The organism is Pararhizobium sp. DWP3-4, assembly GCF_049898205.1.
Lineage (GTDB): Bacteria > Pseudomonadota > Alphaproteobacteria > Rhizobiales > Rhizobiaceae > Pararhizobium.
The window spans coordinates 210,192-235,010 of sequence record NZ_JAFCXF010000002.1 but is presented as its reverse complement, the minus strand read 5'-3'; the positions used below and the strand labels follow the sequence as shown (position 1 = coordinate 235,010).

At 60.7% G+C, this 24,819-nt stretch carries 20 protein-coding genes and 1 riboswitch; of the genes, 12 read left to right on the top strand and 8 right to left on the bottom strand.

Going from position 1 to position 24,819, the window contains the following annotated elements; genetic code table 11:
- Nucleotides 1-15 precede the first annotated feature (15 nt).
- Complete coding sequence (locus ACP7E6_RS06310) at nt 16-1,215, bottom strand: MFS transporter (RefSeq protein WP_426228887.1); 1,200 nt, start codon at nt 1,213-1,215, stop codon at nt 16-18.
- Nucleotides 1,216-1,341: 126 nt separating this feature from the next.
- On the opposite strand from ACP7E6_RS06310, the gene ACP7E6_RS06305 reads away from it, so the two are divergent.
- From ACP7E6_RS06305 to ubiA, 3 genes are all read left to right on the top strand, one after another.
- The gene (locus ACP7E6_RS06305; protein ID WP_426228886.1) at nt 1,342-2,145 is read left to right on the top strand and encodes an AraC family transcriptional regulator; all 804 of its coding nucleotides are present in this window, start codon (nt 1,342-1,344) and stop codon (nt 2,143-2,145) included.
- A 181-nt stretch (nt 2,146-2,326) separates the two neighbouring features.
- Complete coding sequence (locus ACP7E6_RS06300; protein WP_426229427.1) at nt 2,327-3,100, top strand: MipA/OmpV family protein; 774 nt, start codon at nt 2,327-2,329, stop codon at nt 3,098-3,100.
- Between the two features lie 67 nt (nt 3,101-3,167).
- Nucleotides 3,168-4,127, top strand: a complete 960-nt coding sequence (gene ubiA, locus ACP7E6_RS06295) for a 4-hydroxybenzoate octaprenyltransferase (protein WP_426228885.1) — start codon at nt 3,168-3,170, stop codon at nt 4,125-4,127.
- A 354-nt stretch (nt 4,128-4,481) separates the two neighbouring features.
- Here the strand turns inward: ubiA and ACP7E6_RS06290 are convergent, their stop codons facing one another.
- On the bottom strand, nt 4,482-5,048 hold the full coding sequence (locus ACP7E6_RS06290; protein WP_426228884.1) for a DUF6101 family protein: 567 nt from the start codon (nt 5,046-5,048) through the stop codon (nt 4,482-4,484).
- A 349-nt stretch (nt 5,049-5,397) separates the two neighbouring features.
- Here ACP7E6_RS06290 and ACP7E6_RS06285 point away from each other — a divergent pair, with 349 nt between their 5' ends.
- Nucleotides 5,398-8,001, top strand: a complete 2,604-nt coding sequence (locus tag ACP7E6_RS06285; protein ID WP_426228883.1) for a DUF1217 domain-containing protein — start codon at nt 5,398-5,400, stop codon at nt 7,999-8,001.
- 11 nt (nt 8,002-8,012) lie between these two features.
- Here the strand turns inward: ACP7E6_RS06285 and ACP7E6_RS06280 are convergent, their stop codons facing one another.
- Nucleotides 8,013-9,443, bottom strand: coding sequence for an FAD-binding oxidoreductase (locus tag ACP7E6_RS06280; RefSeq protein ID WP_426228882.1), 1,431 nt, complete (start codon nt 9,441-9,443; stop codon nt 8,013-8,015).
- Between the two features lie 4 nt (nt 9,444-9,447).
- Nucleotides 9,448-10,422: an L-threonylcarbamoyladenylate synthase gene (locus ACP7E6_RS06275; RefSeq protein WP_426229426.1), complete on the bottom strand. Its 975-nt coding sequence runs from the start codon at nt 10,420-10,422 to the stop codon at nt 9,448-9,450.
- A gap of 237 nt (nt 10,423-10,659) precedes the next feature.
- Here ACP7E6_RS06275 and ACP7E6_RS06270 point away from each other — a divergent pair, with 237 nt between their 5' ends.
- On the top strand, nt 10,660-11,721 hold the full coding sequence (locus tag ACP7E6_RS06270; protein WP_426228881.1) for a diguanylate cyclase domain-containing protein: 1,062 nt from the start codon (nt 10,660-10,662) through the stop codon (nt 11,719-11,721).
- Here ACP7E6_RS06270 and ACP7E6_RS06265 read toward each other — a convergent pair whose 3' ends face one another.
- Complete coding sequence (locus tag ACP7E6_RS06265; protein WP_426228880.1) at nt 11,722-12,327, bottom strand: DUF6656 family protein; 606 nt, start codon at nt 12,325-12,327, stop codon at nt 11,722-11,724.
- Nucleotides 12,328-12,680: 353 nt separating this feature from the next.
- Nucleotides 12,681-12,879, top strand: a riboswitch (cobalamin riboswitch).
- Between the two features lie 122 nt (nt 12,880-13,001).
- Here ACP7E6_RS06265 and ACP7E6_RS06260 point away from each other — a divergent pair.
- The 3 genes from ACP7E6_RS06260 to ACP7E6_RS06250 all read left to right on the top strand — a co-directional run bounded on the left by ACP7E6_RS06260 (nt 13,002) and on the right by ACP7E6_RS06250 (nt 15,760).
- Entirely contained in the window at nt 13,002-14,252 is a 1,251-nt protein-coding gene (locus tag ACP7E6_RS06260; protein WP_426228879.1) for an aromatic ring-hydroxylating oxygenase subunit alpha, read from the top strand.
- A 1-nt stretch (nt 14,253) separates the two neighbouring features.
- Nucleotides 14,254-15,351: a 2Fe-2S iron-sulfur cluster-binding protein gene (locus ACP7E6_RS06255; protein WP_426228878.1), complete on the top strand. Its 1,098-nt coding sequence runs from the start codon at nt 14,254-14,256 to the stop codon at nt 15,349-15,351.
- A 193-nt stretch (nt 15,352-15,544) separates the two neighbouring features.
- Entirely contained in the window at nt 15,545-15,760 is a 216-nt protein-coding gene (locus tag ACP7E6_RS06250) for a hypothetical protein (protein WP_426228877.1), read from the top strand.
- A 28-nt stretch (nt 15,761-15,788) separates the two neighbouring features.
- Here ACP7E6_RS06250 and ACP7E6_RS06245 read toward each other — a convergent pair whose 3' ends face one another.
- Together ACP7E6_RS06245 and ACP7E6_RS06240 are read right to left on the bottom strand one after the other, a co-directional pair.
- On the bottom strand, nt 15,789-17,411 hold the full coding sequence (locus ACP7E6_RS06245) for a phosphoethanolamine transferase (RefSeq protein ID WP_426229425.1): 1,623 nt from the start codon (nt 17,409-17,411) through the stop codon (nt 15,789-15,791).
- Nucleotides 17,412-17,702: 291 nt separating this feature from the next.
- A complete protein-coding gene (locus ACP7E6_RS06240; protein ID WP_426228876.1) occupies nt 17,703-18,695 on the bottom strand; it encodes a glycoside hydrolase family 25 protein in 993 nt (330 codons plus the stop codon).
- A gap of 158 nt (nt 18,696-18,853) precedes the next feature.
- Between ACP7E6_RS06240 and ACP7E6_RS06235 the strand changes: the two genes are divergently transcribed.
- The gene (locus tag ACP7E6_RS06235; protein ID WP_426228875.1) at nt 18,854-19,333 is read left to right on the top strand and encodes a BA14K family protein; all 480 of its coding nucleotides are present in this window, start codon (nt 18,854-18,856) and stop codon (nt 19,331-19,333) included.
- Nucleotides 19,334-19,396: 63 nt separating this feature from the next.
- Here ACP7E6_RS06235 and ACP7E6_RS06230 read toward each other — a convergent pair whose 3' ends face one another.
- Nucleotides 19,397-20,389: a transporter gene (locus tag ACP7E6_RS06230; RefSeq protein WP_426228874.1), complete on the bottom strand. Its 993-nt coding sequence runs from the start codon at nt 20,387-20,389 to the stop codon at nt 19,397-19,399.
- A gap of 204 nt (nt 20,390-20,593) precedes the next feature.
- On the opposite strand from ACP7E6_RS06230, the gene ACP7E6_RS06225 reads away from it, so the two are divergent.
- The 3 genes from ACP7E6_RS06225 to ACP7E6_RS06215 all read left to right on the top strand — a co-directional run bounded on the left by ACP7E6_RS06225 (nt 20,594) and on the right by ACP7E6_RS06215 (nt 24,637).
- Complete coding sequence (locus ACP7E6_RS06225; protein ID WP_426228873.1) at nt 20,594-22,375, top strand: acyl-CoA dehydrogenase; 1,782 nt, start codon at nt 20,594-20,596, stop codon at nt 22,373-22,375.
- A gap of 74 nt (nt 22,376-22,449) precedes the next feature.
- Nucleotides 22,450-23,202 (top strand): crotonase/enoyl-CoA hydratase family protein, encoded by a 753-nt coding sequence (locus tag ACP7E6_RS06220; RefSeq protein ID WP_426228872.1) that lies wholly within the window; start codon nt 22,450-22,452, stop codon nt 23,200-23,202.
- A gap of 337 nt (nt 23,203-23,539) precedes the next feature.
- On the top strand, nt 23,540-24,637 hold the full coding sequence (locus ACP7E6_RS06215) for an extracellular catalytic domain type 1 short-chain-length polyhydroxyalkanoate depolymerase (RefSeq protein WP_426228871.1): 1,098 nt from the start codon (nt 23,540-23,542) through the stop codon (nt 24,635-24,637).
- The last annotated feature ends 182 nt before the right edge of the window (nt 24,638-24,819 follow it).

Genomic DNA, 24,819 nt, shown 5'->3' with positions numbered 1-24,819 from the left:
ACAAACCGTCGCGTCTTACCGGTGGCCCGGAAGCTTCGGCAGCAGCACCGTCAGCAGGCCCAGCAACGGCAGGTAGGAGCAGACCCTGTAGACGAACTCGATACCGTTGCGATCGGCAAAGACGCCGAGGACCGCAGCGCCGATGCCGCCGAAACCGAAGGCAAAACCGAAGAACATGCCGGCAATCAGGCCGACGCGGCCAGGCACCAGTTCCTGCGCGAACACCACGATGGCCGAGAACGCCGACGAGAAGATGAAGCCGATGATAACAACCAGTGCCGCCGTCCAGAACAGGTTGGCATAGGGCAACAGCAGCGCGAAGGGAATGACGCCGAGGATCGAGAACCAGATGACGAAGCGGGCGCCGAAACGGTCGCCGATCGGTCCGCCGAAGATCACGCCTGCAGCCGATGCGCCGAGGAACAGGAACAGCAGCATCTGGGCTTGCTGGACGCCGACGCCGAACTTCTCGATGGTGAAGAAGGTGAAGTAGCTGGACAGGCTGGAAAGATAGGCGTTTTTCGTCGCCGTCAGGATGACGAGAACGATCAGCGTCCAGATCACCTGGTTGCGCGGCAGCGGCAAGGCGCGGCTGACGCTCTTGCGGCCGGCCGAGCTACGGCGATGACGGGTATACCAGACACTGACCCAGGACAGGACCATGAAACCGGCCAGGGCAATGACGGAGAACCAGCTCAGGCTTCCCTGGCCCTGCGGAATAACGATGAAGGCAGCCAGCAACGGGCCGATTGCCGTGCCGGTATTGCCGCCGACCTGGAACAGCGACTGGGCAAGGCCGTGACGCCCGCCGGAGGCAAGCCGTGCGACGCGCGATGCTTCGGGATGGAAGATCGCCGAACCGATGCCGATCAGGCAGGCGCCGATGACCAGCACATAGAATTGGTGGGCATTGGCAAGCGTGATCAGGCCGGCGCAGGTCGACAGCATCGCAGCCGGCAGCGAAAACGGCATCGGCCAGCGGTCGGTGACGACGCCGACTGCGGGCTGCAGCAGCGAGGCGGTAACCTGGAATGCGAAGGTCAAAAGGCCGATCTGGACGAAATCGAGCGCATAGTTCTCCTTCAGCAGCGGATAGAGCGAGGTCAGCAGCGACTGCATGATGTCGTTCAGCATGTGGCAGAAGCTGACCGCCACGATGACGGAGACCGCTGTCTTTTCCGGGCTGATGCCTGTGGGGGATGTAATGCTCGCCATGTTGTCTTCCTCGCCGGACGGAGATTGTAACCACGAATATGTGCTGTCTCTACATCGCTTGAGTATGGCCTGCTTTTGTGCTCTGGTCGCATTCTTTCGAGAGTGGGCCAAATGCAGAATTACGACATGAAATCGGGGAATCCTGCAGCCGATGATGTCCATCGTGAGAACCTTTTATGGATCGACCTGAACGACGATCCGATCACGGCGCTTGGCCGCCAGTATCCTGCCGGCTCCCGCGGACTGCCGCACAGCCATACCAAGACGCAGCTTTGGTGTGCCCGCCGGGGTGTCGTGCTGGTCAATACCGCCGGTGGGCGCTGGATGATCCCGCCCGGTCATGGCCTGCTCATTCCTGCCGGTCTCGAACATTTCAGCGAGATGATCAGCGACGTCGAAATGCACTCCATCTATGCCGATCCCTCGGTGATATCCGCCGCTCAGCCCCGCGTTCTGGCAGTGACGCCGCTGGCGTCCAGCCTGATGGAAGAATTGGTGCTTGCGGAGCATAAGCCGCTGACGCCGCGCCGCAACCGGTTGATCATCGAGCTTTTGCTGGACGAAATCAGCCTTTTGCCGGAGCGGCCGCTCGGCCTGCCATTTCCCAGTGACGCGCGGCTTGGCCGCCTGTGCCGGCATTTTCTGAAGTCGCCCGACGCCAATGCCGGCATCGACCAATGGGCGAGTGGTCTTGGAATGAGCCGCCGCTCCTTCACCCGGCTGTTTCGTGCCGAAACCGGCGTCAGTTTCGTCACCTGGCGCCAGCAGGCCTGCATTTTCGCCTCGCTGCCGGGGCTGGCCGAAGGCGAACCGGTGACCAATGTCGCGCTCGATGCCGGTTATGAAAACATCGCCGCCTTCACCACGATGTTCCGGCGGATGCTCGGGAGTTCACCCAGCACCTACCTGAAATCCCGCACGCTGACGTGACATCGGCTATGGCAAAATGGCGACTAAACGGGAGCGATTGAACTGCATATGGAAAATAAACGCTGAAATCGGTTGGTTAACGCGATGGTAGTGAGGCAAAGCCTATAAGCCGCTGAACGAAGCGTTTTGTGTCTGGAGTTGCGACGTGTTCCACCGATCCTTGTTTGCCCTTTCCGCAGGGTTGTTTCTCGCCGCGTCCGTTTGCGCCCAGGCGCAGGAGCGCCAGCGTTTCTGGTCCGGAGACTGGTACCTGAAAGTCGGCGCGACCGGCTTTATCGGACCGAAATATGACGGCTCGTCCGATCGACTTTTCCAGGCGGCGCCGCTCATTTCGCTTGGCCGGGCCGGCAGCACGGTGCGGTTTTCCTCGCGCAACGACAATCCGGCTTTCGCCTTCGTCGACAAGGGCGCCTTTCGCGCCGGTGTCGTCGGCAAGCTGATCTTCGAACGCGATGACGATACCTCGTCCGATCTCAAGGGGCTCGATCCCGTCCGTTTCGGCGGCGAACTCGGCGGTTTTGCCGAGGTCTATCCGACCGACTGGCTGCGCATCCGCGCCGAGTTGCGCCAGGGCATCCGCAGCCATCACGGTCTCGTCGCCGATGTCGCGGCCGACGGGTTCGTCGATGTCAGCGACAATGTGCGTGTCTCCGCCGGCCCGCGTCTTTCGGCCGCCACCAGCGATTATTTCGATGCCTATTACGGCGTCAGCTCATCGGAATCGGCAAAGTCGGGCTATTCGACATATAGCCCTTCGGGGGGCCTGAACTCCATTGGAGCGGGCGCTGCCATCACCTGGCAGGCAACCGAAAAGCTCGAAACCAGCGCCTTTGCCGAATACAAACGGCTGATGGGCCCGGCGGCGGATTCGAGCCTCGTCAACGAGGGCGGCAGCCGCAACCAGTTCCTGGTCGGTCTCGCGGCCACATACCGTTTCGATTTCACGCTGGAATAGCCGCCGGCTTTGCCGGCAGGCGGCCTGTCGGCTTGACCGGCGGCCGCCGGCGCTGCAAACAAACGGCATGAACACACGTCCTGCCGATTCCGGGCGCGTCCAAGATGCGCCGTCCAACAACTGGGTCTACCGCGTGCTGCCAAGGCCGCTCTGGCCCTATGCGCAGCTTGCCCGCTGGGACAGGCCGATCGGCTGGCAGTTGCTGATGTGGCCCTGCTTCTGGTCGGCAGCGCTGGCGGCCAATACGGCAGCGGCGCTGGGCACGTTTTCGCCCGGCCGTTTCGTCCTGCACCTGATCCTGTTTTTTATCGGCGCTGTCGCCATGCGCGGTGCCGGCTGCACCTATAACGATATTGTCGATCATGATATCGACATGGAAGTGGCGCGTACCCGCTCGCGGCCTTTGCCGTCCGGGCGCGTCACCCGGTTGCAGGCCAAGATCTTCATGGTGCTGCAGGCGCTCGCCGGTCTGATCGTGCTGCTGCAGTTCAATGGTTTTTCCATTTTCCTCGGCGTTTTCTCGCTGGTCTTCGTCGCCGTCTATCCTTTCGCCAAGCGTTTCACCGACTGGCCGCAGTTCTTCCTCGGCCTTGCCTTTTCCTGGGGCGCGATCATGGGCTGGTCGGCGGAATTCGGAACGATCGGATGGGCATCGGTCGTGCTGTATGCCGCAGCCATCGCCTGGACGGTCGGTTATGACACGATCTACGCCTATCAGGACAGGGAGGACGACGAACTGATCGGCGTGCGCTCGACCGCGCGGCGGTTCGGCGAACGCCCGCGCCCGTGGCTCTTTGCGCTTTATGGGCTGACGACCCTGCTGCTGTTCGTTTCGTTTGCGCTCGCGGGTGCAGGGCTGCTGGCCTATATCGGCCTGTTGATCGCAGCCGTCCTGCTGTTTTACCAGATTCTCGTGCTCGATATTCACGATGCCGCTCAGTGTCTGGCCCTGTTCAAGTTCAACAACGTCGTCGGGGCGATCCTGTTTGCCAGCCTGTGTGCAGCGCTGCTGGTTCGGCTGGCATGAAAAAGCCCTCCGGATGGCCGGAGGGCAGGGGTCGCGTCAGGAAATATTCACCGGGCAGCGCTTGCAGCGCCAAGGGAGCGGGGCTTTAAAGCCTCAAGCCCAGCTCAATTCCTTGTTCCGGTTCTTCTTCGTCCGGGCAAAGCGGGTGGAAAAGGCGGCAATCGCCGCGAAGATGAATGTGCGCATGATTTGTCTCCTTCTCGTTGCGGCAATGTGCCGTCTGCCTGTGGCATCAAAAAGGCGCTTCCAAGGTTTTCCAAAGGCTCGATAAGAGTTTGAAAAGAAAAACAAAAAACCGGCTGCAGGGACAGCCGGTCTTTCGCACTGGAGGAGGCTTGGAGATTGTGTCGAAAATCAGTTGCGGGCGATGATTTCCCGGCCGTCGATCTTCAAGTTGACGCCCAGGCTGCCGGTTGCGCGGCGCATCAGGAAGCGCGGGCGGCGGTCGTTGAACAGCGAATGGCGGCGGCGCGGCTTGATATCGCGGGTCCGGACTTCGCCGAGATGATCTTCCAACGGGCGGGCGACGCCGTCGGCTTCGACCATCAGCATCGGGATCCGGTAGGCTTCCGACCATGTGCGCCAATCGGCGGCAATGTCGGCAAGATCGTGGGCAACCAGAAGCGGGATGCAGAGATCCGGGTCATCATGATGCAGTTCAAGCGTCACGGTCACTTCTCCGTCTCCATGGTCTATGGCGCGGGCGGCCACCCCTTTGAAGGCGCGGGCCGGAAGCGCGATCGACAGCGGCAAGCCGCTGGACGGCAAAACCTTGCGCAGCACCGCTCCACGTTCGTCCAGGCTTATGGTGACATTGCTGGACTGTCCGTGCAAGGTGTAGCTTGCCTGCTGGGGAAAGCGTTTCGGATCCATGCGCAGTGTGGTTTCAACCCAAGCCGGTTGTGAAAGTGTCTTCAGCATTTCAATCGCCCTTGTTTTCCTTGAGAGCCGGTTCCCGGTCTTCTCGTCGGGACTTTTCGTCCTCTGTGGGCCAAGGATAGGCGGGCCGGGTTTGAGACCACTTAAAAATCGCAGTTAAAAAACTTTGCATTTCCTGATGGTTAGCAAAGGCCAACGCAGCAGGGTTTCTGAAATCTGAAGAAAATTGGCCGCATTTTTCCGGCCCGCCGATCCCGTGCCTCCGGGTTGAGGAAAAGCCACGCACAAGCATGACCAGCGATTGTAGTGCGGATCATGGCCGCACTGCGCGGCATTGCGTCCATCCGGACGTCTTAGCGTCGGACAATTTCAGGCGATCGGCAGAGCGGCAATGGTTTCCACATATATCGACTACAATCTCCTCACGCGCGACATGAAGACGAGCCTTCAGCGCACGTCGCAGCAGACGCTGGTCGCCCGCGAAACCGAGTATTACAAGGCCAATATCGGCAAAGTCACTTCGATCGACGAGTTCCTCGGCGACTACCGGCTCTATGCCTATGCCATGAAGGCGCATGGCCTGGAAGACATGACTTATGCCAAGGCCTTCATGCGCAAGGTGCTGGAGAGCGACCTCAACGACGACAGCAGCTACGCCAATATGCTGACGGACGAGCGCTATGGCAATTTCGCCAGGGCGTTCAGCTTTTCCCATTCGACAGAGGTGGTCCAAAGTGATGCACAGGAGGACGCGCTGATCGGCCTCTATACCCGGTCTGTCGCCAACGTCGATTCCAAGATGGCGCAGGAGACGCGCTACTACGACACAATGATGGACAAAATCACCAACGTGGATCAGTTCCTGCAGAACGATAGGTTACGATCCTATACGTTCCGGGTGTTCGGCGTTGACGAGAAATATTTCAATTATGAGCAGGTGCGCGGCGCGCTGGTCAGCGATCCCAGCGATCCGAACAGCTACTACAACAAAAACTTTGCACCCGCGCTAGCGGCCGCAGAGGCGACCAAGGCTTCATCGAGCCAGGCGCTTTCCGCCCTGACGAGCCGGGGCCTGTCGCAGGCACGCATAACCAAGATCGACGCCCTGCTGGCGCTGCCCGAGACACCGGAAGCAGACAAGGTGACGTTGCAGGCCGAAAAAACGACCCTGACGAACAACATTACCACGATCAATACCGCTTTCCCGGAAATGACCGGCAATATCGATGCCTATGCCGGCGTCGAGGCCGAAATCGCCGGTTTGAAAACGCAGATGGCCCAACCCGGTCTCACCGAGGCAGAACGGGCCGCGTTTCAGGCGCAGATCGAGCAGCGGCAGACCGCGCTCAAGACCATGAAAGGCACCAGCTTCTATTCTGCCGATTTGAATGCCAAGGTTTCGGAGAGTTCCTCGACGATCGCGCGGCTCGCCGTCTTCAAGGATCTGGCCTTGATGTACGATTTCACGGCGGATGGTTCCGTACCATCTGGCGGAACGGCGCAGGCGGCAGACAGCCGTAAGGCGACTATGGAAGTGTATGCCTACAAGGCACCGCGCGCCACGACATCGGTCGCCCTGCTGCACAAGTCCTATTACGAGGACAAGATCGGAACCATTACGACAGTTGCGCAGATCAAGGGTGACAGCCGGCTCTATTCCTACATCCTCACAGCCTTCGGCCTGCCGTCCAGCTCGACGGTAGCGACGCTCGAAAGCATTTTGACCAGCGATCCGAACGACCCGACGAGCTTCGTCAACACCAAGGGGGGCGAGTACAACGCCAATTATAAGGAATTGAGGGCGGCGTTCAATTTCAAGGCCGACGGTACGCTTGCAGCCGGCGATAAGCCGCAGACGGCGGCGCAAACCAAGGTGACGTCCGATTACTACATGGTCCGCTACAACGACGCCGACGAAGCTGCCGACCAGACCCTGATCAATTCCTTCAAGAACCTGATGAAGATCGTCTCCAATGTCGACGATCTGCTCTCCGACAACAAGATCATGAAACTGGCACTGACTGCCGTCGGCCTCGAAAACGAGGGCGACACGGTGCGCAAGATGAAGAAGGTGCTGACCAGCGATCTCACCGATCCGAAGAGCTATGTCTATACGCTGAAGGACGACCGCTATCTTCAGCTGGCAAAGGCGTTCAATTTCAATGCGGACGGGTCGGCCGGCATTCCGATGCTGGCGCAGGCCGAATCCGAAATCCTCAACACCGCCAAATCCTATGTCATCGAAAAGAGCCGTTTTGCCACGGACGATGACAAAACCAAGGCGACCGCCGAAGCGAAGTATTACAGCGCCGAAGTCGAAAAGATCAAATCGCTCGACGATCTTCTGTCCAACCGGCGCCTGGTCGATTTCGTGCTAGTCGCCGCGAAGCTGGATCCGGAAACGGTGACGACGGACTACCTCCGCAAGATGTTCGAATCCGATGTCAACGATCCGGACAGCTTCATCAATACGGAGCCGAACACGACGATCTACAAGGAGCTGGTCGCCTCCTACAATTTCGACAGCAAGGGCGATCTGGCCCGGCCGGAAATCGGCATACAGACCAAGCGCGGGCTGCTGGAAACCGAGGACCTCTACCTCAACCAGACGCTTGAGCAGCAAAAGGGCGAGGACAATGCCGGCGTGCGGCTTGCGCTCTATTTCCGGCGTCAGGCGACGGGCGTCAACACCGCCTATGATCTCCTGGCCGACGGCGCGCTGATGCAAGTCATCCGGACGGCGTTCAGCATCCCCGAGGGGATGTCGAGCGCCGATGTCGATATCCAATATGCCTATATCAACCGCGTGCTCGATGTGAAGGATCTGCAGGATCCGGAAAAACTGGAAAAGCTGCTGCGTCGCTTCACCGCACTCTACGATGTCGAGAACAATGTCGATGTGTCCGGCGCCCAATTGATCCTGTCGGGCGGCGGCGGCGGCATCAGTGCCGACACGTTGTTCAGCCTGTCGCAATTGCGCATGGGTGGCTACTGACCTTCTGCTCGTCAGGCCTTGAGGACCTTGCCGGGGTTCATGATCCCGGCCGGGTCGAAGGCATGCTTGATGCGCTGCATCAGGTCGATCTCGATCGGCGCGCGCACTTCGGCAAGTTCGTCGCGCTTCAACTGGCCGATGCCATGCTCGGCGGAGATCGAGCCGTTGTATTTCAGGACGATGCCATGGACGATGGCGTTCATTTCGCGCCAGCGGCCGATGAACTGATCCTTGTCGGCACCGACCGGCTGCGAAATATTGTAGTGAATATTGCCGTCGCCCATGTGCCCGAACGAGCAGATGCGGGCACCCGGAATGGCTTTCATCACCGCAGCGTCGGCCTCCGCCATGAACGCCGGAATGCTGGAGACCGGCACGGATACGTCGTGCTTGATCGACCCACCCTCCGGCTTTTGCGCCGGCGACATGCTTTCGCGCATGTGCCAGAGGCTCTTGCGCTGCGCCTCGCTCGCGGCAACGACGGCATTCTCGACGAGGCCGCTGGAAATTTCGGTTTCGAGCAGCGCTGACATCATCCGTTCCGCACTTTCGGCTGAATCCGAGGTCGAGATGTCGATCAGCGCATACCAGGCATGCACGGTGTCCATCGGATCGCGCACGCCGGGAATGTGCTTTGCGGTGAATTCGACGCCGAGGCGCGGCATCAGTTCGAAGCCGGTCAGGGCCGTGCCGCAGAGGCTGGAGGCCTTGTCGAACAGGCTGAGCGCATCAGCGACGCTCTTCAGTCCGGCAAAAGCGACCTGATGGCCGCGCGGCCGCGGAAACAGTTTCAGCACCGCGCCGGTGATGATGCCGAGCGTGCCTTCGGCGCCGATGAACAGGTCGCGCAGGTCGTAGCCGGTATTGTCCTTCTTCAGCCGCCGCAGCCCGTCCCAGACCTCGCCGGTCGGCAGAACGACTTCGAGGCCGAGGCAGAGTTGCCGCATGTTGCCATAAGCCAGAACCGCAGTCCCGCCGGCATTGGTGGAGAGATTGCCGCCGATCCGGCAGGAGCCTTCCGAGCCGAGCGACAACGGAAACAGCCGGTCATGCGCTTCCGCCGCCTTCTGGATATCGGCGAGAATGCAGCCGGCATCGGCGACGATGACATTGCCGACCGGATCGATATCGCGGATGCGGTTCAGCCGCTGCAACGACAGGACGATATCGGCGGCCCCGGTGCGCGGGATCTGTCCCGCCACATGGCCGGTATTGCCACCCTGCGGCACGATCGCGACGCCGGTTTCGCTGGCAAGCTTGAGGATCTGCGAGATTTCCTGAACGCTGCCGGGCCTCAGCACCAGCGGCGCATTGCCCTTGTAGAGGCCGCGGGATTCGATCAGATAAGGCGCAATGTCGGCCTGATCCGTCAGTGCATTCCCGTTGCCGACAATGGCAGCGAAGCGGGCGATGAGATCGGCAGAGGGCAGGGCGTTGGTCATAGGGTCATTCCCGTGGGGCAGCAGCCCGTTCGATCCGGTCGAGGATTGCCTCGCCAAGCCCCTCATTGGGGATGACGCCGAAGGCAATGGTTTGGGCGCTGGAGGCATCGGCCCGTTTCATGAAGGCAAACAGATTGGCAGCGGCTTCGCGCAGGTTTTCGGACGGGCTGAGATCGAGGACGACGACGGCGTTTTCCTCGCCCGGCAAGGGCTTGCCACCGAAGCGGATCAAGGCTTCACCGGCTTTCACATCCGTTGCGTTCAGCCGCACCGCAGCGCCCGGCGCATAATGGGAAGCCAGCATGCCCGGCGCTTCGATTGCAGCTCCGGCCGTGTCCGGTCTCGGGACCCTCCAGCCGGTCAGCGCCTCGATATCGGCGACGTCCAGACCGCCTGGACGCAGCAGCCGGATTTCATCGCCCTCGACCTTGACGATGGTCGATTCCAGGCCGATTTCCGCTGAACCCGCGTCAAGGATCAGTGCCAGTTTGCCGCCGAGATCGGCTTCGACATGGGCGGCGCTGGTCGGACTGATCTTGCCGGAAGTATTGGCGCTGGGCGCTGCCAGGGGGCTGCCAAAGCGCTTGATGACCTCCCGTGAAAAACCGTCCGGCATGCGGATGCCCAGCGTATCGAGGCCGGCGGAGGCGAGCGGATGGACGCTGCTGTCCGGCTTGATCGGCAGGATCAGCGTCAGGGGTCCCGGCCAGAAGGCTTCGGCCAGCTTTCGCGATAGGGGATCGAAGGCGACATGGGCTTCCGCCATGGCGAAATCGGCGACATGGCAGATCAGCGGATTGAAGCGCGGACGGCCTTTCATTTCATAGATTCGGCTGATCGCGTCCGGATTGGTAGCGTCTGCCGCCAGCCCGTAGACCGTCTCTGTCGGGATCGCCACAGGCAGGCCTTCGCCAAGCGTTTCGCAGGCGGCCGCCAAGGCGCGGTCCGGCTCGGTCCGTGTGTCTATGATCAGCGCCATCAAACTTCCAAACGTCATGCGCCAGTCCTTAAAAACCCAGGCAGGCGCTCCGGCGTTTTCTTTACAGGGCGAAGCTGGACGTTGCCAAGCGCATTCGCTGGCGATGTGCAGGCTTGCGCCGATTGTGCCGTTTCGCCACAGCCGGAATTCGGGTTTCTTAAAATGCGACAGGTCCGGTTAGCAGCGGGGAAAGTTGCCCATGCTAGCTGTCGGATTCTGCACTCAGCCGGAGCCCTTATGGCCAACAAGAAATCCATGCCGAACGACCTTGCGCTGCGCATCGCCACCGCCATGCATCAGATGGGGATCGATGCCATCCCGAGGAATTACGAACTCGTCTACGAGGCTTATGGCGGGGCCAATCCGGACCTGGTTCGCGAGTTCATCGCGCTCGGCAAGTACAAGTCGCAATCGGCGCTTGATGAACTGGGCCGCAAATATCTGCCGCATCATCACGAGGCGAGCGTGCTGGCGCGATCGACGACGATCGTGCGCGACGAGATGAGCAATTTCATGAACCTCCTGTCGCGCGAAAAAGATCAGCTCGATGATTATGGCAAGCTGATCAGCGAGGCGACGAAAGCGCTGGTGGTGTCCGGTGACGCGAGCCAGGCGGCGCTTGCCAATTCCATCCAGGCGCTGAAGCGGGCCACCGAGCGGCAGGTGTCGCACAATGCCGAAATGGAACAAAGCGTCACGGCGCAATCGAGCGTCATTGCCGGCGTCCAGAAGGATCTTGCCGACTTCGAAGCGCGGAAATTTTCGGATGCAGTCACCGGGCTTGCCAATCGCCGCGCCTTCAACAAGGCGCTGGCCAAGGTCTATGCCGATCCGGATCTGCCGCTTGCCTGCGGCATCGCCATTGCCGAACCGGATACCAGCCGCCGCCTGTCGGGCGAACAGGCGGCGGCATTGGCCGAGCCGCTGGCCCGGCATATCGGCGGCATCATCCAGCAGGCGTTTCCGTCAAGCGAACTCGTGGCCCGTTTCGACGGCACCCGTTTCGGTTTTCTGGTCAATGCGGGCGAGGAGCGGGAGGTGGTGCGGCTTGTGGCGCTGTTGCGTTCGGCCTTGCGCGGCACGCATTTCACACATCCTAAAACCGGGCGCGATCTCGGCTGCGTGACGCTTTCGGTGGGCATCTGCATGTCGGATGATGCCAGCAACGCCTTCGATCTTGTCGGTACGGCGGAAAAGGCGCTTGCCAGGGCGCAGGGCAAGGGCGGCGACCAGACCATCGTTCATGGCGCAGAAGGCGAGCAGCCGCCCGGGCGCGATTGGCTGATCTACAAGCAGTGATCAGAGGCTGCCGATGATCTTGCGAAGCTGTTCGTTGCGGGCGCCGAGCAGAAGCACGTTCTTCAGGGCTTCCTTGGGGTCGCGGGTGCGAAACAACAGCCCGTTGTCATGCACAGCGCGATTGACCGTCAGCTTGCCGGCCTCGGCATCCATCTCGGTTGCCACAGCGAAATACATCCGCGAATAACCGAGTTTGATCTTCTCGAAAAAATGCTGGTCGTCGCCGATATCGGAAAAGAAATTGGCAATGTAGAACGACCAGCGGACATCCTCGAACTTGGCAAATTTCGTCCGCGCGGCCGTCACATGGCAGTAACCGAGATGCGGGCTATCGGCGAGCGTGCGGTGGAAAAGCAGTCTGGGAAACCGGATCGACCGATGGAAGCCGTTGATCCGCTCATGCGTCGCGGTACCGGCCGCTTCGAGCTTCTTGCCGGTGCGGGTGGCGACTTCCTGATGGGTCAGATAGCGTTTTTCTGTGGCACTCCATTCCTGCTGGTGCCGGTTGATCCGCCCTGTGCGCAGGAATTCGGTATAGATCGCCGCCTTCGGCGATGGAGCCGGCTTCTTGACTGCGGCGGCATCGAAATATCTCAAGTTTGACATCGGCCTGTACCAGAATGCGCGGAATGCAGACAAAGCACTCCGGGGCGTAATCGCTCATGAGATGAAGCTAACGTGTTATGGTTAATGCAGTCTTTCCAGGCATCAACCTTTTGCCGCGCAGTATGCACATGGCGGCGCCAGCACTGGTGCCGCGCGATGTCGCAAAGAGGCCGCTTCGCAGCCGATTGCCGAAGCGTTGCGCGGAAAACCGGCCTTTTGCTGAAAATTCAGCAGATCGCGTTGTTTATGCTTATAAAATAGCCACATGGGCCGAGGTCGCATGCAATCTGTTCCGTGTCGTCTTTCTGGAATCGGATGTCGTAAACTGGCGGCTGTTTTTCCGGGCGTGCGGATTAGATGAAGACACTCAAGGTGCCGTCTTTATAGGGAAGGGCGGAGAATTGGGAAGCCGGTCGAAATCCGGCGCTGCCCCCGCAACGGTGGTGGAGCGAAACCTCGGCAAAAGGCCACTGGAGAAATCCGGGAAGGCGCCGGGATCGTCCGCAAGGACAGCTCCAGAGCCCGGAAACCAGCCTTGTGATGAAATTGATATCTGGGTTGCGGCGGGCAGCCGGAAGGAGAACCACTGTAACCACGCGCTCTCCCGGCGCGCCGGCGGTTCCTTTCCTGTCTGCTGCAACGTTCAAAAAGTTGGCGAGCACAAGGAAATGACCATGGATCTCCGCAGCGAAGTCCTCCGCACATTGAAGAACCGGCGCGGCACGCACAGTCTCGAGCAGGCCTTCTACACCGATCCCGATCTCTACCGGCTCGATATGGAGGAAATCTGGTACAAGGACTGGCTGTTCATCGGTCATGAGTGCGAAATCCCGAAATCCGGCAATTATTTCACCGTGCAGGTCGGCGAATATCCGGTCGTCATCGTCCGCGATCGCACAGGCACCGTGCGGGCGCTGCACAATTCCTGCCGCCATCGCGGCTCGCGCGTCTGCGCCGGTGCCAAGGGCTCGTCCGCCAAGCTTGTCTGTCCCTATCACCAGTGGACCTACGAGCTGGATGGCAAGCTTTTGTTCGCCCGCCAGATGGGCGAGGATTTCGACAAGAACCAGCATGGTCTGAAACCGATCCACTGCGAAACCATCGGCGGCTATATCTTTATCTGCCTGGCCGAAGAGGCGATGGATTTCCAACCGGTGCGCGACATGGTCTCGTCCTATCTGACGCCGCACAATCTAAAAGACACCAAGGTCGCCTTCGAAAGCACCATCATCGAAAAGGGCAACTGGAAGCTCGTCTGGGAAAACAACCGGGAATGCTACCACTGCGCCGCCAACCACCCCGAACTTTGCCGCACCTATCCGGAAGCACCGACGGCAACCGGCGTGCAGGGCGCCAAGGACGATCCGGTCATCGCCGCCCATTGGGCACATTGCGAAGCCTCGGGCCTGCCGAGCGAGTTCAAGATCGATCACAAGGGCCAGTTCCGCGTCGCCCGCATGCCGCTGATCGAGGGCGCTGAAAGCTACACCATGTCCGGCAAACGCGCCGTCAAGCGCCAGCTGTCCGACGATGTCAGCCAGAGCCATATCGGCACGCTGCTCTTGTTCCACTATCCGTCGACCTGGAACCATGTACTGGCCGACCACGCCATCACCTTCCGCGTCCTGCCGCTTGGGCCCGAACTGACGCAGGTCACGACGAAGTGGCTGGTGCACAAGGATGCCGTCGAGGGCGTCGATTACAGCATCGACGAGCTGACGCATGTCTGGACCGAGACCAACGACCAGGACCGCCAGATCGTCGAGGAAAACGCCTTCGGCATCCGCTCGCTCGCCTATCAGCCCGGTCCCTATTCGCCGGAACACGAAGGCGGCGTGATGCAGTTCGTCGAATGGTACACCAACTTCCTGGCGGACCGCCTGCAGGGCAGCTCCATCTCCACCCCTCTGGTTCGGGTCGCCTGACATGACGATTGCCTCATCCTTCCGGCACTTTGACGAGTTGCAGCCGTTCAACGACCGGCAGCAGCTCCTGGAATGCATCTCCGTCACCGCCGAAGGGCCGGACGTGATGACGTTCGGCTTCAAGGCCGACAAGGACAGCTGGTTCCGCTATCTGCCGGGCCAGTTCGTCACGCTGGAACTGCCGGTCAAGGCGGACGATCCGGTGATGCGCACGTACACTTTGTCCTCGACGCCGTCGCGGCCGTTTTCGGTCGCCGTCACCGTCAAGGCGCAGGCGTCGAGCATCGGCACCCGCTGGATGTTCGAAACCCTCAAGCCGGGCATGAAGCTGAAGGCCTTCGGACCGCTCGGCGACTTCTCGTTCGTGCGTCATCCCGGCGAAAAATACCTGTTCATCTCGGCCGGGTCCGGCATCACGCCGATGATGTCGATGACCCGCTGGATGGCCGATTGCGCGCCGCAGACGGACGTCTCTTTTCTGTCCTGCGCCCGCCAGCCGGATGATCTCTTGTTCCGCGACGAGCTGGAGAACATTTCCCGCAATATGCCGAACCTCAATCTCGGCTTCATCGTCGAGACCCATGCGCCGCGCCACAGCTGGCACGGGCTGCGTGGCCGTATCGAGACCTCCAAACTCGCCTTGCTGGCACCGGATTTCCGCGAACGCACCGTCTTTTGCTGCGGCCCCGAACCGTTCATGCGTGGCGTCAAATCGATGCTGGAAAGCGTCGGATTCGACATGAACCGCTACCACGAGGAAAGCTTTCAACCGGCCAATGCGCCGGATCCGGCAGAGCTTGCCATCCGCGCCGGTGCAGGCGAAGCGGATGCGGCAGCCGTCTCCACCGTCACCTTCACCATGGCCGGCAAGGACGCCAAGTGTCAGCCCGGCCAGACCATCCTGCAGACGGCGCGCTTGGCTGGCGTGCGCATCGGTGCTGCCTGCGAGGGTGGTTTGTGCGGGACCTGCCGGGTGATGAAGATTTCCGGAGAAGTCGAGATGAACCACAATGGCGGTATTCTGGACGACGAAATCGACGAAGGCTACATTTTGGCATGCTGTTCACGGCCGATCGGCGACGTACAGATCGAGGCATAACGCCCGTTGCGCGCGACAACCTAGCGCGAAAACATGTCGTTTACTGTGAGAACACGCCCGGCCTTGGCGCCCGCTGCTGCATCAACGTCAGCTCTTCAAAATGTATCCACCATCATAGGGTGTTCAAGCGCAGCAAGCTTCGCGTAAGTTGCCAGGCCTAGTTTAGAAAGACAATCGATACGGGGCGTGACATATGCGAACCAAAGATCTGACCTACGAGCTTCTCCAGGCCTCGAAGATGAGCGCCGAACGCAGCGACAAGAAGATGCTTGTGTTCCTGATCGAGATGGCACTGCTGGAAGCGGAACTGTCCATGCCGCCGACCATCGATATCAAGCGCACCCACCCGGTCCATATTCCCCAGATACCCCGATCCGGAAAATCGCGTATCGACGTCGGAAATACATGAAACTGGCCGGATTGCTACAATCGCGGTTCTACGATTCCGGGACGGCCGGGCTTGCTACCGCCGTCGAGCGGCAGGCTGCAAACACGTCGAGCGCCGGATTGTAGACCTTGGTGACGACGTTCATCATCCCCAGCACGGTGTGGAACAGGTTGTCGTGCGAGGTCGGCGCATCCGCATAGGTCTGAAGGCATCTGCGGTCGAGGCCCGTCAGCTGGGCATATCGGTCGGAAAACCAGGCGATGAAGGGCACATGCGTCTGCTCCGCAGGCGCAAACATGTACGGCGCGCCATGCAGGAACAATCCGTTCTCGCCGAGCGATTCGCCATGATCCGACATGTAGATCATGGCCCCATCGACGCTGTCCTGGTGTTTCTTCAGAAGCTTGATCACCTCGGCGAGGTTATGGTCGGTATAGAGGATCGAGTTGTCATAGGCGTTGACGATCTCCTCGCGGGAGCAATCGGAGAGCTGGGGCGTGCGGCAGTCGGGCGTGAAGCGCCGGAATTCTTCAGGATACCGCTGATAATAGGCCGGACCGTGACTGCCGAGCTGGTGCAGCACGATGACGGTATTCCTGGTGATGCCGCCAAGCTTTTCATCGAGTTTACCGAGGAAAATGTCGTCCAGGCAGCCGTCATCCCTGCAGAGCGGGCTATCCTTCTGCTTGGTCAGGCTGGCAAAGCTGATGAGGTCGGCGATGCCCTTGCTGCCGGTATTGTTGTCCCACCAATAGCCATCAACGCCGGCGCGGCGCAAAACGTCCATCAGCGTGTCGGTGGACCGGGCCTTGCGGTCGGAATAGTTTTGCCTGCCATAGACGGAAAACATGCAGGGCAACGAAACGGCCGTCGCCGTTCCGCAGCTGGTGGTTTTGGTGAAGTTGGTAACGCCAAGGGCTTTCAGTTGCGGGTTGGTCTCCCTGTCATAGCCATTCAGCGAAAAGTTCATGGCCCGGGCGGTTTCGCCGGCGACGATGATGGTGACGATAGGTTTTTTCGCTTGTGCGTAGATCGGGCCGAGCTTGGCGTCTGTGCCCAATGGAGCACGGACGATGCCGATCTCGCGATAGGTGCTGACCCCCAGGCCAATCGCCGAGGTGATGGCTGCAAACGGCGTCAGCTTGGCCATCATGTCGCGATGTTCTCGGATATTCGAGGATATCCCCGAATAGTTCGAGACGATCAGCCCGACGCACAGCGACAGGCAGAGCGAAATAACCGCGACGTTCACGAAGAACTTGCCGATGAAGGGACGATGTCTGATCCGGATCAGGCAGACCAGCGCCGATGGCAGGATGCCGTAGAGGAGGATGTGCAGGAGAAACGTGCCGGTGATCAGCGGACCGGCTTCCTGCGGTGTCGTCACCACGGCGTTGCGGATCATGTCCTTGTCGATCACCACGCCGAAGAAATCGGTATAGTAGGAGGACATCGCCCCGGCGATGAGAAGGAAGACCAGAAACGGCTTGATCAGGTACTTGACCGAGAACAGCACGACGCCAGCAATGACAAGCAGGGTGATCGCCGCGACGAACGTATAAAAGCCGAGGTGGAAGCCGCCGAACACATAGAACGCTTCGTTCCAGAATGTCAGGTTCTGGAAAAGGAGAATGAAAAAGGCGGCCGACAGGCTGAGCGGGATGCTGCCCATGACGGGCCGCTTCAATGAGCGAAAATTCAAGACAGGCTCCGGCAATCAGGGCAGGAAGGGTGACGATCCCCTTTTTTGCGCTCGTCTGCTGACAGGAGGCTGAACGTCGGGCCCGGCTGTTTCGGCTGAAAACGCCTGCAAATCCGAAGAGAAAAGTCAGGCTGAACAGCTCAGCGGCGCAGCCTGACGGGAGCGTCAGTGACGGTTCGTCTAAAAAGAGCGGACAGGCTCACCCCGAACGCTGCGTTTCGGCTCGTAGCGTAATGTCCAGTTGCACCGCATTGGCGATGGCTAGCGAAGGCCCAGCGGAACCGATATTTTGGCGATCGATCCCGTCATGGTCATATCAATGCTTATGCCGGCGCCGGAGAAGGATTCCGCTTTGCCCGAGGCGATCAGCAGCGGCTTGTCGAACGGTTTCTCCGGGAGCAGTTCGCCTTTGGCCCAGATCGCCTTCAGCGCCTTGGCATCCATGGCCGCGACATTGACGTCGATATCCGGAAGGGTTCCGGCGACGCGGTAAGGGCAGCGCTGCTTGCCGCAGTTCGGACCGGCGGAGAACTGCCAGAGCGCGTAGTCGTTCCAGTTTCCCATCGGGAAGACATTGCGGATGCCGGGCTTGTAGCGGGCATACCACAGCGGCAGCCGCGACAGGATCGGGAACCGGTCGCGATTGGCAGCGATGTATCTGGCGGTGGTGTGATTGGTATAAAGTATCGGATAACGGCCGGTGCGGGTCCTGATATGGCCGGCAAAAATCGCGGCATCTTCCAGCGACATGTATTTTTCAGGATCGATGCCCTCGATGTCGAGCGCCATCAGCTCGTCGTCGCGCGGCTGGGCATAATCGAGGAAGTGATTGGCCTGGTCGACCGGATTTCCGGGCCGGGCAAGGTGGTATGCCCCCCAGAGCAGGCCGCTTGCGCGGGCGATCAGCCGGCGTGTCTGGTAGAGCTCGCGGCTGACGGCGTATTTGCGCCACATCGTCTTGCAGTGGGCCACGGTATCGCCGGCGTGATCGCCGGTACAGTCAAAACTCTCCGGCAGTCCGTCGGATGCCTTGGAGATGAACCCGGCAATGCGCTTGTCCTTCAGCATCGCGTCCCAGTCGATGATGTTGAGTTCATAGGCATCGATGACAAGCGCGTGGTCAGGTGATTTCCATGGCATCAGATCGCGTGCCGATGTGTCCGGGATCAGGCCGCCACCGGAAAGCAGCGCGACGCCGAGACAAGCGGCGAGGCGGAAAAACTTGCCCAAGCGTGTGGTCCGGCGCTTTTCCATGTCACGAGGGTGCGGAAAGATGGTTAACCGAGCATTAACACGTCTGGCGCGTATTCCGTGAACGTGGTTAGTTGCAGCGTGCCGTGGAACAAAGACCGCCGCAAATCGTTCCATCGGCACGACAATATCGTCCGATAGCAATTGATGGAGGAGCCCCAATGGGTGTTTTCCAATTAAGAGTGGCATCGCTGGCACTGTCCGCTGTGTTGCTGGCCACGTCATTTACGCCTTCGCAGGCCGTCACCCAGGTTCCTATCCCGGTCGCGGCTGAACGGGCCAATGTCGAGCCCGTCCAATACACCCGCCGCGGCGATGGTCAGTACCGGCCGCGCTATACCAACCGGCGTGTCTATAACAACCGAAATGGCTATTATCGCCGGGGGAACTATTCCTACTACAACGGCCATCGGGGATATAATTACTACCGCCCGGGTTACCGCGAATATAATGGGGTGTGGTTCCCGCTTGGCGCCTTTGCTGCCGGTGCGATCATCGGCGGTGCGGTCGCTCAGCCACCGGCACGCTATGGTGGCAGCCATGTCGAATGGTGCGCCAACCGCTATCGCAGCTACCGCGCCTACGACAATACCTATCAGCCGAACAATGGCCCGCGCAGGCAGTGCAACTCGCCCTACTGATTCGACGATCTGATCAGCACAAACTTCAGGCCGGGGATTTATCTCCGGCCATTTTCATGTTCGTCATAAAATTCCGATCCGCTTCAGGATCGTCCAGGCGACACCCATCGACATCATGATCAGAAAACCTGCCAGCAGGGTGCCATGAATGCCTTCGGCAAATGGCAGGCCGCTGGTGTTCATGCCGAAAAAGCCGGTGACAAGGGTGGGCGGCAAGAGGAAAGCGGTCATCAGCGAGAGAATGTAGAGATGGCGGTTGGTCTCCGAGGAGAGCTTGCTGTCGATCTCTTCATGCAGCAGTCGGGCGCGTTCCTGCAGCGCGAACACATCTCGGTCGACCGCTTCGAGCCTGTCCGACAGTCGTTCGGCAACGTCGATAAAGCCCTCCGGCACTTCGTCCTCCTCCGAGGTGCCGGCCCGCCGCAACAGCGCCAGCAACGTGCGCAGATGCCGGTGCAGACGAACGGCGGTTCGCCGGAGCGGTGCCAGCCGCGGCTGGTGGTTGTGGCCCGCCTCGCCATAGACATCGTCCTCGATGACGTTGAGGTCTTCGGTCAGTTCCAGCACCAGGCTGATCAACGTGCGCTGGAATTCCACCACCATCATCTCGAACAGATCGATCGGCCGGGCGCAGCGGGCATTCTTCTCCACCGCCGCCTTGACCCTGTCGATGCTGCGCAGCGGATGCAGCCGCGTGGTGATGATGATCTTTTCGGTCACGGTGAAATGCAGCCAGCCGATGGTCTTCGTCTCCGCATCGAACGTGCGTTCGAAATCGACCAGCGTGCCATAGACGATATCGTCGGAAATGGTCACGGCGGCCTGCGTGTCATGGCTGGTCAGGGTCGACAGCGCATTCTGCGGCAATGTGGTGATGCGTTCGATCAGGGCAGGGGTGCGCGCATCGCTGAGCGCCAGATGCAGCCAGACCCAGCCGTCGCCTTCCAGCAGCGCATCGATGGACGAATCCGCGGCGATCCGCACGCAGCGGCTTTCGCCCGGCAGGAAGCGATAGGCCCAGACGAGCCCCGGTATTTCGGTCGAGATCAGATTCATGCGGCATTGTCCCGGGAGAGGCCAGACTTCGCTGTATGCGGGTTTCATGACAGTTTTGTTACAGGCCTGGCCACTAGCCGTGATAACTGCCGCGGATCGAATATTGACGTTTACGTAAAAATCAATAATTTCGGCATCAACGAACACGCCATTGCTGGACGGATGAGCGGCAATGTTGTCAGGTGATTGCAGGAGGAGACGACGATGTACAAGGCGCCGGTTGAGGAAATTCTGTTCACGCTGAAGCATGTGGCCGGGCTCGGTGAGGATCTTGCCGCCGGCATTTTCGGCGATCTCGATGAGGATCTGGTCGATGCGATCGTCGGTGAAGCGGGCCGCTTTGCCACGGAGGAAGTCGCACCGCTGGCCGATATCGGCGACCGGCAGGGATCGAAGCTCGTCGATGGCAAGGTGCAGATTCCGGAAGGCTGGGCCGATCTCTATCGCAACTGGGCGGCCGGCGGCTGGAACAGCCTGACGGCGCCGGAGGAATTCGGCGGCCAGGCGCTGCCGCATATGCTGCATATCGCCGCCATGGAATTCTGGAATGCTGGCTCGATGGCTTTTGCACTGGCGCCGATGCTGACCATGGGCGCTGTCGATGCGCTGGAAAAGCACGGCTCCCCAGCCCTGAAATCAACCTTCCTCGCCAAAATGATTTCCGGCGAATGGACCGGGACGATGAACCTGACGGAACCGCATGCCGGCTCCGATCTCGGCGTCTTGAAGACCCGCGCCGAGCGCCGCGACGACGGCACCTACCGGATTTTCGGCCAGAAGATCTTCATCACCTGGGGCGACCACGAGGTCACCGGTAACATCGTTCATCTGGTGCTGGCGCGGATTGCCGGTGCGCCGGAAGGAACGCGCGGCATCTCGTTGTTCCTGGTGCCGAAATACCTTGTCAACGCCGACGGTTCGCTCGGGGCCCGCAACGATCTGTTCTGCCATTCGCTGGAACACAAGCTCGGCATCCATGCTTCGCCGACCTGCACCATGGTCTATGGCGATGGCCGATTCGGCGATGAGAAGGGCGCCGCCGGTTATCTCGTCGGCGAGGAGAACAAAGGTCTCAACTGCATGTTCACGATGATGAACAATGCCCGCCTCGCCGTCGGCATACAGGGCGTGGCGATGGCCGATGCCGCCACCCAGCATGCGCTCAACTATGCCCGCGAACGCACGCAGGGCAAGGCGCCGGGCTGGAAGGGCACGGGCATGAGCCCGATCATCGAGCACCCGGACATCGCCCGCACGCTGCTGACCATGAAGGCGCTGACCCAGGGCGCCCGCGCCATCGCGCTGACCTGCGCCCGTGCCGTCGACCGGGCGCATGTGTCGCAAGGCGACGAGGCCCGCCATTGGCAGGAGCGCTCCAGTCTTTTGACGCCGATCGCCAAATCCTTCGGCACCGACGTCGGTGTCGATGCCGCCTCGATGGGCATCCAGGTCCATGGCGGCATGGGCTTCATCGAGGAGACCGGTGCCGCACGCTATCTGCGCGACGCCCGGATTGCACCGATTTACGAAGGCACCAACGGTATCCAGGCGATCGATCTCGTCACCCGCAAGCTGCCTCTGTCCGACGGCGGCCATGTGCGCGGCTTCATCGCCGAATTGAAGGCCGTGGCCGAAGAGGTCGGTTCATCCAACCTTGCCGATTTCGGCGAAACCGGCAGCAGGCTCGACGATGCGATCGCCGATCTGGAAGAAACCACCGAATGGCTTCTGGCTCGGTTGGCCGAAGGCAAGTCCGCAGATGCCCTTGCCGGTGCGACCGCCTATCAGCGCCTGTTCGGCCTGACCCTGACCGGCATCTATCTCGCCAAGGGCGGGTTGGCGGATGTGGGTGATGGCGGCCGCGATGTCCGCATCGCGCTTTGCCGTTTCGCCGCCGAAAATCTGTTGGCCGAAACGGCGGCGCTGAAGACCGGCATCGTCACCGGCGCGGCAAGCCTTGCCGGCGCCCGGATCGCACTTGCTTGATAGACCACTTGCTTGATTGAACACTTTCTTGATTGAACACTGGCCTGATCGACGCGGGCTTAAAGGAGACGACCATGACCGACGATGTTCTGATCGAGCGCCCCGAAGCCTATCCCGGCGTTCAGGTGATCCGCTTCAACCGGCCGGCCAAGAAGAATGCCATCACAAGAGCCATGTACGCCAAGATGGCCAATGCGCTGACGGTCGCCGGAACCGATGAGGCCATCCGCGTCACGGCCTTTCTCGGAACCGAAGGCTGCTTTTCTGCCGGCAACGACATGGCCGATTTCATGGCCTTCGCCATGGGCGGATCGATGGGGCAGGAGGTTATCGATTTCCTCAAGGCGCTGGCGCGTGCGGCAAAGCCCATCGTTTCCGGCGTTGACGGTCTGGCGATCGGCATCGGCACGACCATCCACCTGCATTGCGACCTGACGATCGCCTCGGACCGTTCGATCTTCAAGACGCCCTTCGTCGATCTGGCATTGGTTCCTGAAGCGGCCTCCAGCCTGATCGTGCCGCGCATCGCCGGTCATCAGCGCGCCTTTGCGCTTCTGGCTGCCGGCGAACCATTCACGGCCGCTGAGGCGCAGGAGGCCGGGCTGATCTGGAAGATCGCCGGTGCCGATGCGATCGAAGAAGAGGTGCTGTCGCTGGCCGCAAGCCTGGCAAGGAAGCCCCCGGAAGCGCTGCGCATCGCCCGCGACCTCATTCGCGGCGACCGCTCCGACGTGCTGGCGCGCATCGACGAGGAGGCAAAACATTTCGCCGCGCAATTGAAAAGCGCCGAAGCCCGCGCCGCCTTCGAGGCCTTCATGCGCCGCTAACTCCCTCTTCTCCCCTGCGGGGAGAAGGTGGCCCGAAGGGCCGGATGAGGGGGGCGCAAGCTTTGAATATGCCGCATCACCCCCCTCTGTCACTCCGTGACATCTCCCGCTCAAGAGGGGAGATTGTTCTTTTTCCTTGTGGCGACGGATTTAAAGGCCAATCTCCCCCTTGAGGGGGAGATGTCGGCGTCGCCGACAGAGGGGGGCCACCGCGCTCCGAAGCTGACCGTAGAATAGTCCAATCCGACCTTGCCGGAACGCCGGAGAGACCCATATAGCCTCGGGTGTGTGGAGGAATTTCGGCATTGGAGGCATGCCGCCAACCAAGGATCCGTCCATGCGGTCTCGTTTCGGTTTTTCCCTGTCCGATATTTTCAAGCAGCACCGGCGTTGGGAAAAGACCATCGCAAAGGCCGCCAAGGCGACGCGCAAGGCGCTCGCCTCCACGGCTTCGCCAAAGACATCGGCATCGAAACCGGCGGCAAAGCCCCGGCCGGCGGCAAAACCGGCTGCGGGGCTGCAGGAGGTCAAGGCATTCGGCAGCAATCCCGGCCGCCTGCGCATGCTGCGCTATGTCCCGGCGGACCTGCCGAAAAAGTCGCCTCTCGTCGTTGTCCTGCATGGCTGCCGGCAGACTGCCGAAGCCTATGACCTCGGCAGCGGCTGGTCGACCTTGGCACGGGAACGCGGCTTTGCCGTCGTCTATGCCGAGCAGAAGCGCTCCAACAATGGCAATCTCTGTTTCAACTGGTTTCGCCCGAGCAACGTCACGCGTGATCGCGGCGAGGTGATGTCGATCCGCCAGATGGTCGCCAAGATGGCGTCTTCGCACGGCATCGACCGCAGCCGTGTCTTCGTCACCGGCCTATCCGCAGGCGGCGCGATGGCGGCGGCCATGCTCGCAACCTATCCCGACGTTTTTCGCGGCGGCGGTGTGATCGCCGGGCTGCCCTATGGTGCCGCCCGTGACGTTCAGCGCGCGCTGTCTGCGATGAAGTCGGCGCCGGAACGGGCAGCCGGGGAATGGGGGGATCTGGTGCGGGCGGCATCGCCGGTAACGCGCGATTTCCCGGCGATATCGATCTGGCACGGCACGAAGGATCATACGGTGTCCATGAACAATGCGGATGCGCTCGTCCAGCAATGGCTTGATGTGCACGGTCTTGGCAGCGATGCCTATGCGCAGAACGAAGTCGATGGCCATCTCCACCGCGTCTGGAAGGACGCGTCAGGCAATGTCGCGGTCGAACTCTACCTGATCGACAGCATGGGCCACGGGACGCCGCTGAAGCCGAGGCCGGCATCGCGGGTCAAGGCCGATACGCCCGGCCCCTACATGCTCGATGCCGGCATTTCCTCGTCCATGCATCTGGCGACCGCCTGGGGCCTGAAGAAGCGGCCGCTGCTTTCCGCGCTGAAACAGGCGGCCAAATAGAGCAGTTCCGGCAAAAGTGGGCATTGCGTCCGCCTTTGCGTAAAACAAAAAAGCTGGACCGTTTTTGCGATTTTGAAGGCAGGCGGATGTGGCCCAGGCGGAAAGCCCTTCAAATCCTCACTTTTCCGGCAATGAAAATTTAACCCTGCCTTAAGCGGCCGCCCGTATGGTCCTGACAATCA

Bases quoted from the DNA above. Each gene is read 5' to 3' on its own strand.
- ACP7E6_RS06245 (WP_426229425.1), bottom strand. From the start codon at position 17,411: ATGGGCAGCATCCCGCTCAGCCTGTCGGCCGCCTTTTTCATTCTCCTT.
- ACP7E6_RS06240 (WP_426228876.1), bottom strand. From the start codon at position 18,695: ATGGAAAAGCGCCGGACCACACGCTTGGGCAAGTTTTTCCGCCTCGCC.
- ACP7E6_RS06255 (WP_426228878.1), top strand. From the start codon at position 14,254: ATGACGATTGCCTCATCCTTCCGGCACTTTGACGAGTTGCAGCCGTTC.
- ACP7E6_RS06260 (WP_426228879.1), top strand. From the start codon at position 13,002: ATGGATCTCCGCAGCGAAGTCCTCCGCACATTGAAGAACCGGCGCGGC.
- ACP7E6_RS06230 (WP_426228874.1), bottom strand. From the start codon at position 20,389: ATGAATCTGATCTCGACCGAAATACCGGGGCTCGTCTGGGCCTATCGC.
- ACP7E6_RS06220 (WP_426228872.1), top strand. From the start codon at position 22,450: ATGACCGACGATGTTCTGATCGAGCGCCCCGAAGCCTATCCCGGCGTT.
- ACP7E6_RS06235 (WP_426228875.1), top strand. From the start codon at position 18,854: ATGGGTGTTTTCCAATTAAGAGTGGCATCGCTGGCACTGTCCGCTGTG.
- ACP7E6_RS06215 (WP_426228871.1), top strand. From the start codon at position 23,540: ATGCGGTCTCGTTTCGGTTTTTCCCTGTCCGATATTTTCAAGCAGCAC.
- ACP7E6_RS06270 (WP_426228881.1), top strand. From the start codon at position 10,660: ATGGCCAACAAGAAATCCATGCCGAACGACCTTGCGCTGCGCATCGCC.
- ACP7E6_RS06310 (WP_426228887.1), bottom strand. From the start codon at position 1,215: ATGGCGAGCATTACATCCCCCACAGGCATCAGCCCGGAAAAGACAGCG.
- ACP7E6_RS06225 (WP_426228873.1), top strand. From the start codon at position 20,594: ATGTACAAGGCGCCGGTTGAGGAAATTCTGTTCACGCTGAAGCATGTG.
- ubiA (WP_426228885.1), top strand. From the start codon at position 3,168: ATGAACACACGTCCTGCCGATTCCGGGCGCGTCCAAGATGCGCCGTCC.
- ACP7E6_RS06285 (WP_426228883.1), top strand. From the start codon at position 5,398: ATGGTTTCCACATATATCGACTACAATCTCCTCACGCGCGACATGAAG.
- ACP7E6_RS06275 (WP_426229426.1), bottom strand. From the start codon at position 10,422: ATGGCGCTGATCATAGACACACGGACCGAGCCGGACCGCGCCTTGGCG.
- ACP7E6_RS06305 (WP_426228886.1), top strand. From the start codon at position 1,342: ATGAAATCGGGGAATCCTGCAGCCGATGATGTCCATCGTGAGAACCTT.
- ACP7E6_RS06280 (WP_426228882.1), bottom strand. From the start codon at position 9,443: ATGACCAACGCCCTGCCCTCTGCCGATCTCATCGCCCGCTTCGCTGCC.
- ACP7E6_RS06250 (WP_426228877.1), top strand. From the start codon at position 15,545: ATGCGAACCAAAGATCTGACCTACGAGCTTCTCCAGGCCTCGAAGATG.
- ACP7E6_RS06265 (WP_426228880.1), bottom strand. From the start codon at position 12,327: ATGTCAAACTTGAGATATTTCGATGCCGCCGCAGTCAAGAAGCCGGCT.
- ACP7E6_RS06290 (WP_426228884.1), bottom strand. From the start codon at position 5,048: ATGCTGAAGACACTTTCACAACCGGCTTGGGTTGAAACCACACTGCGC.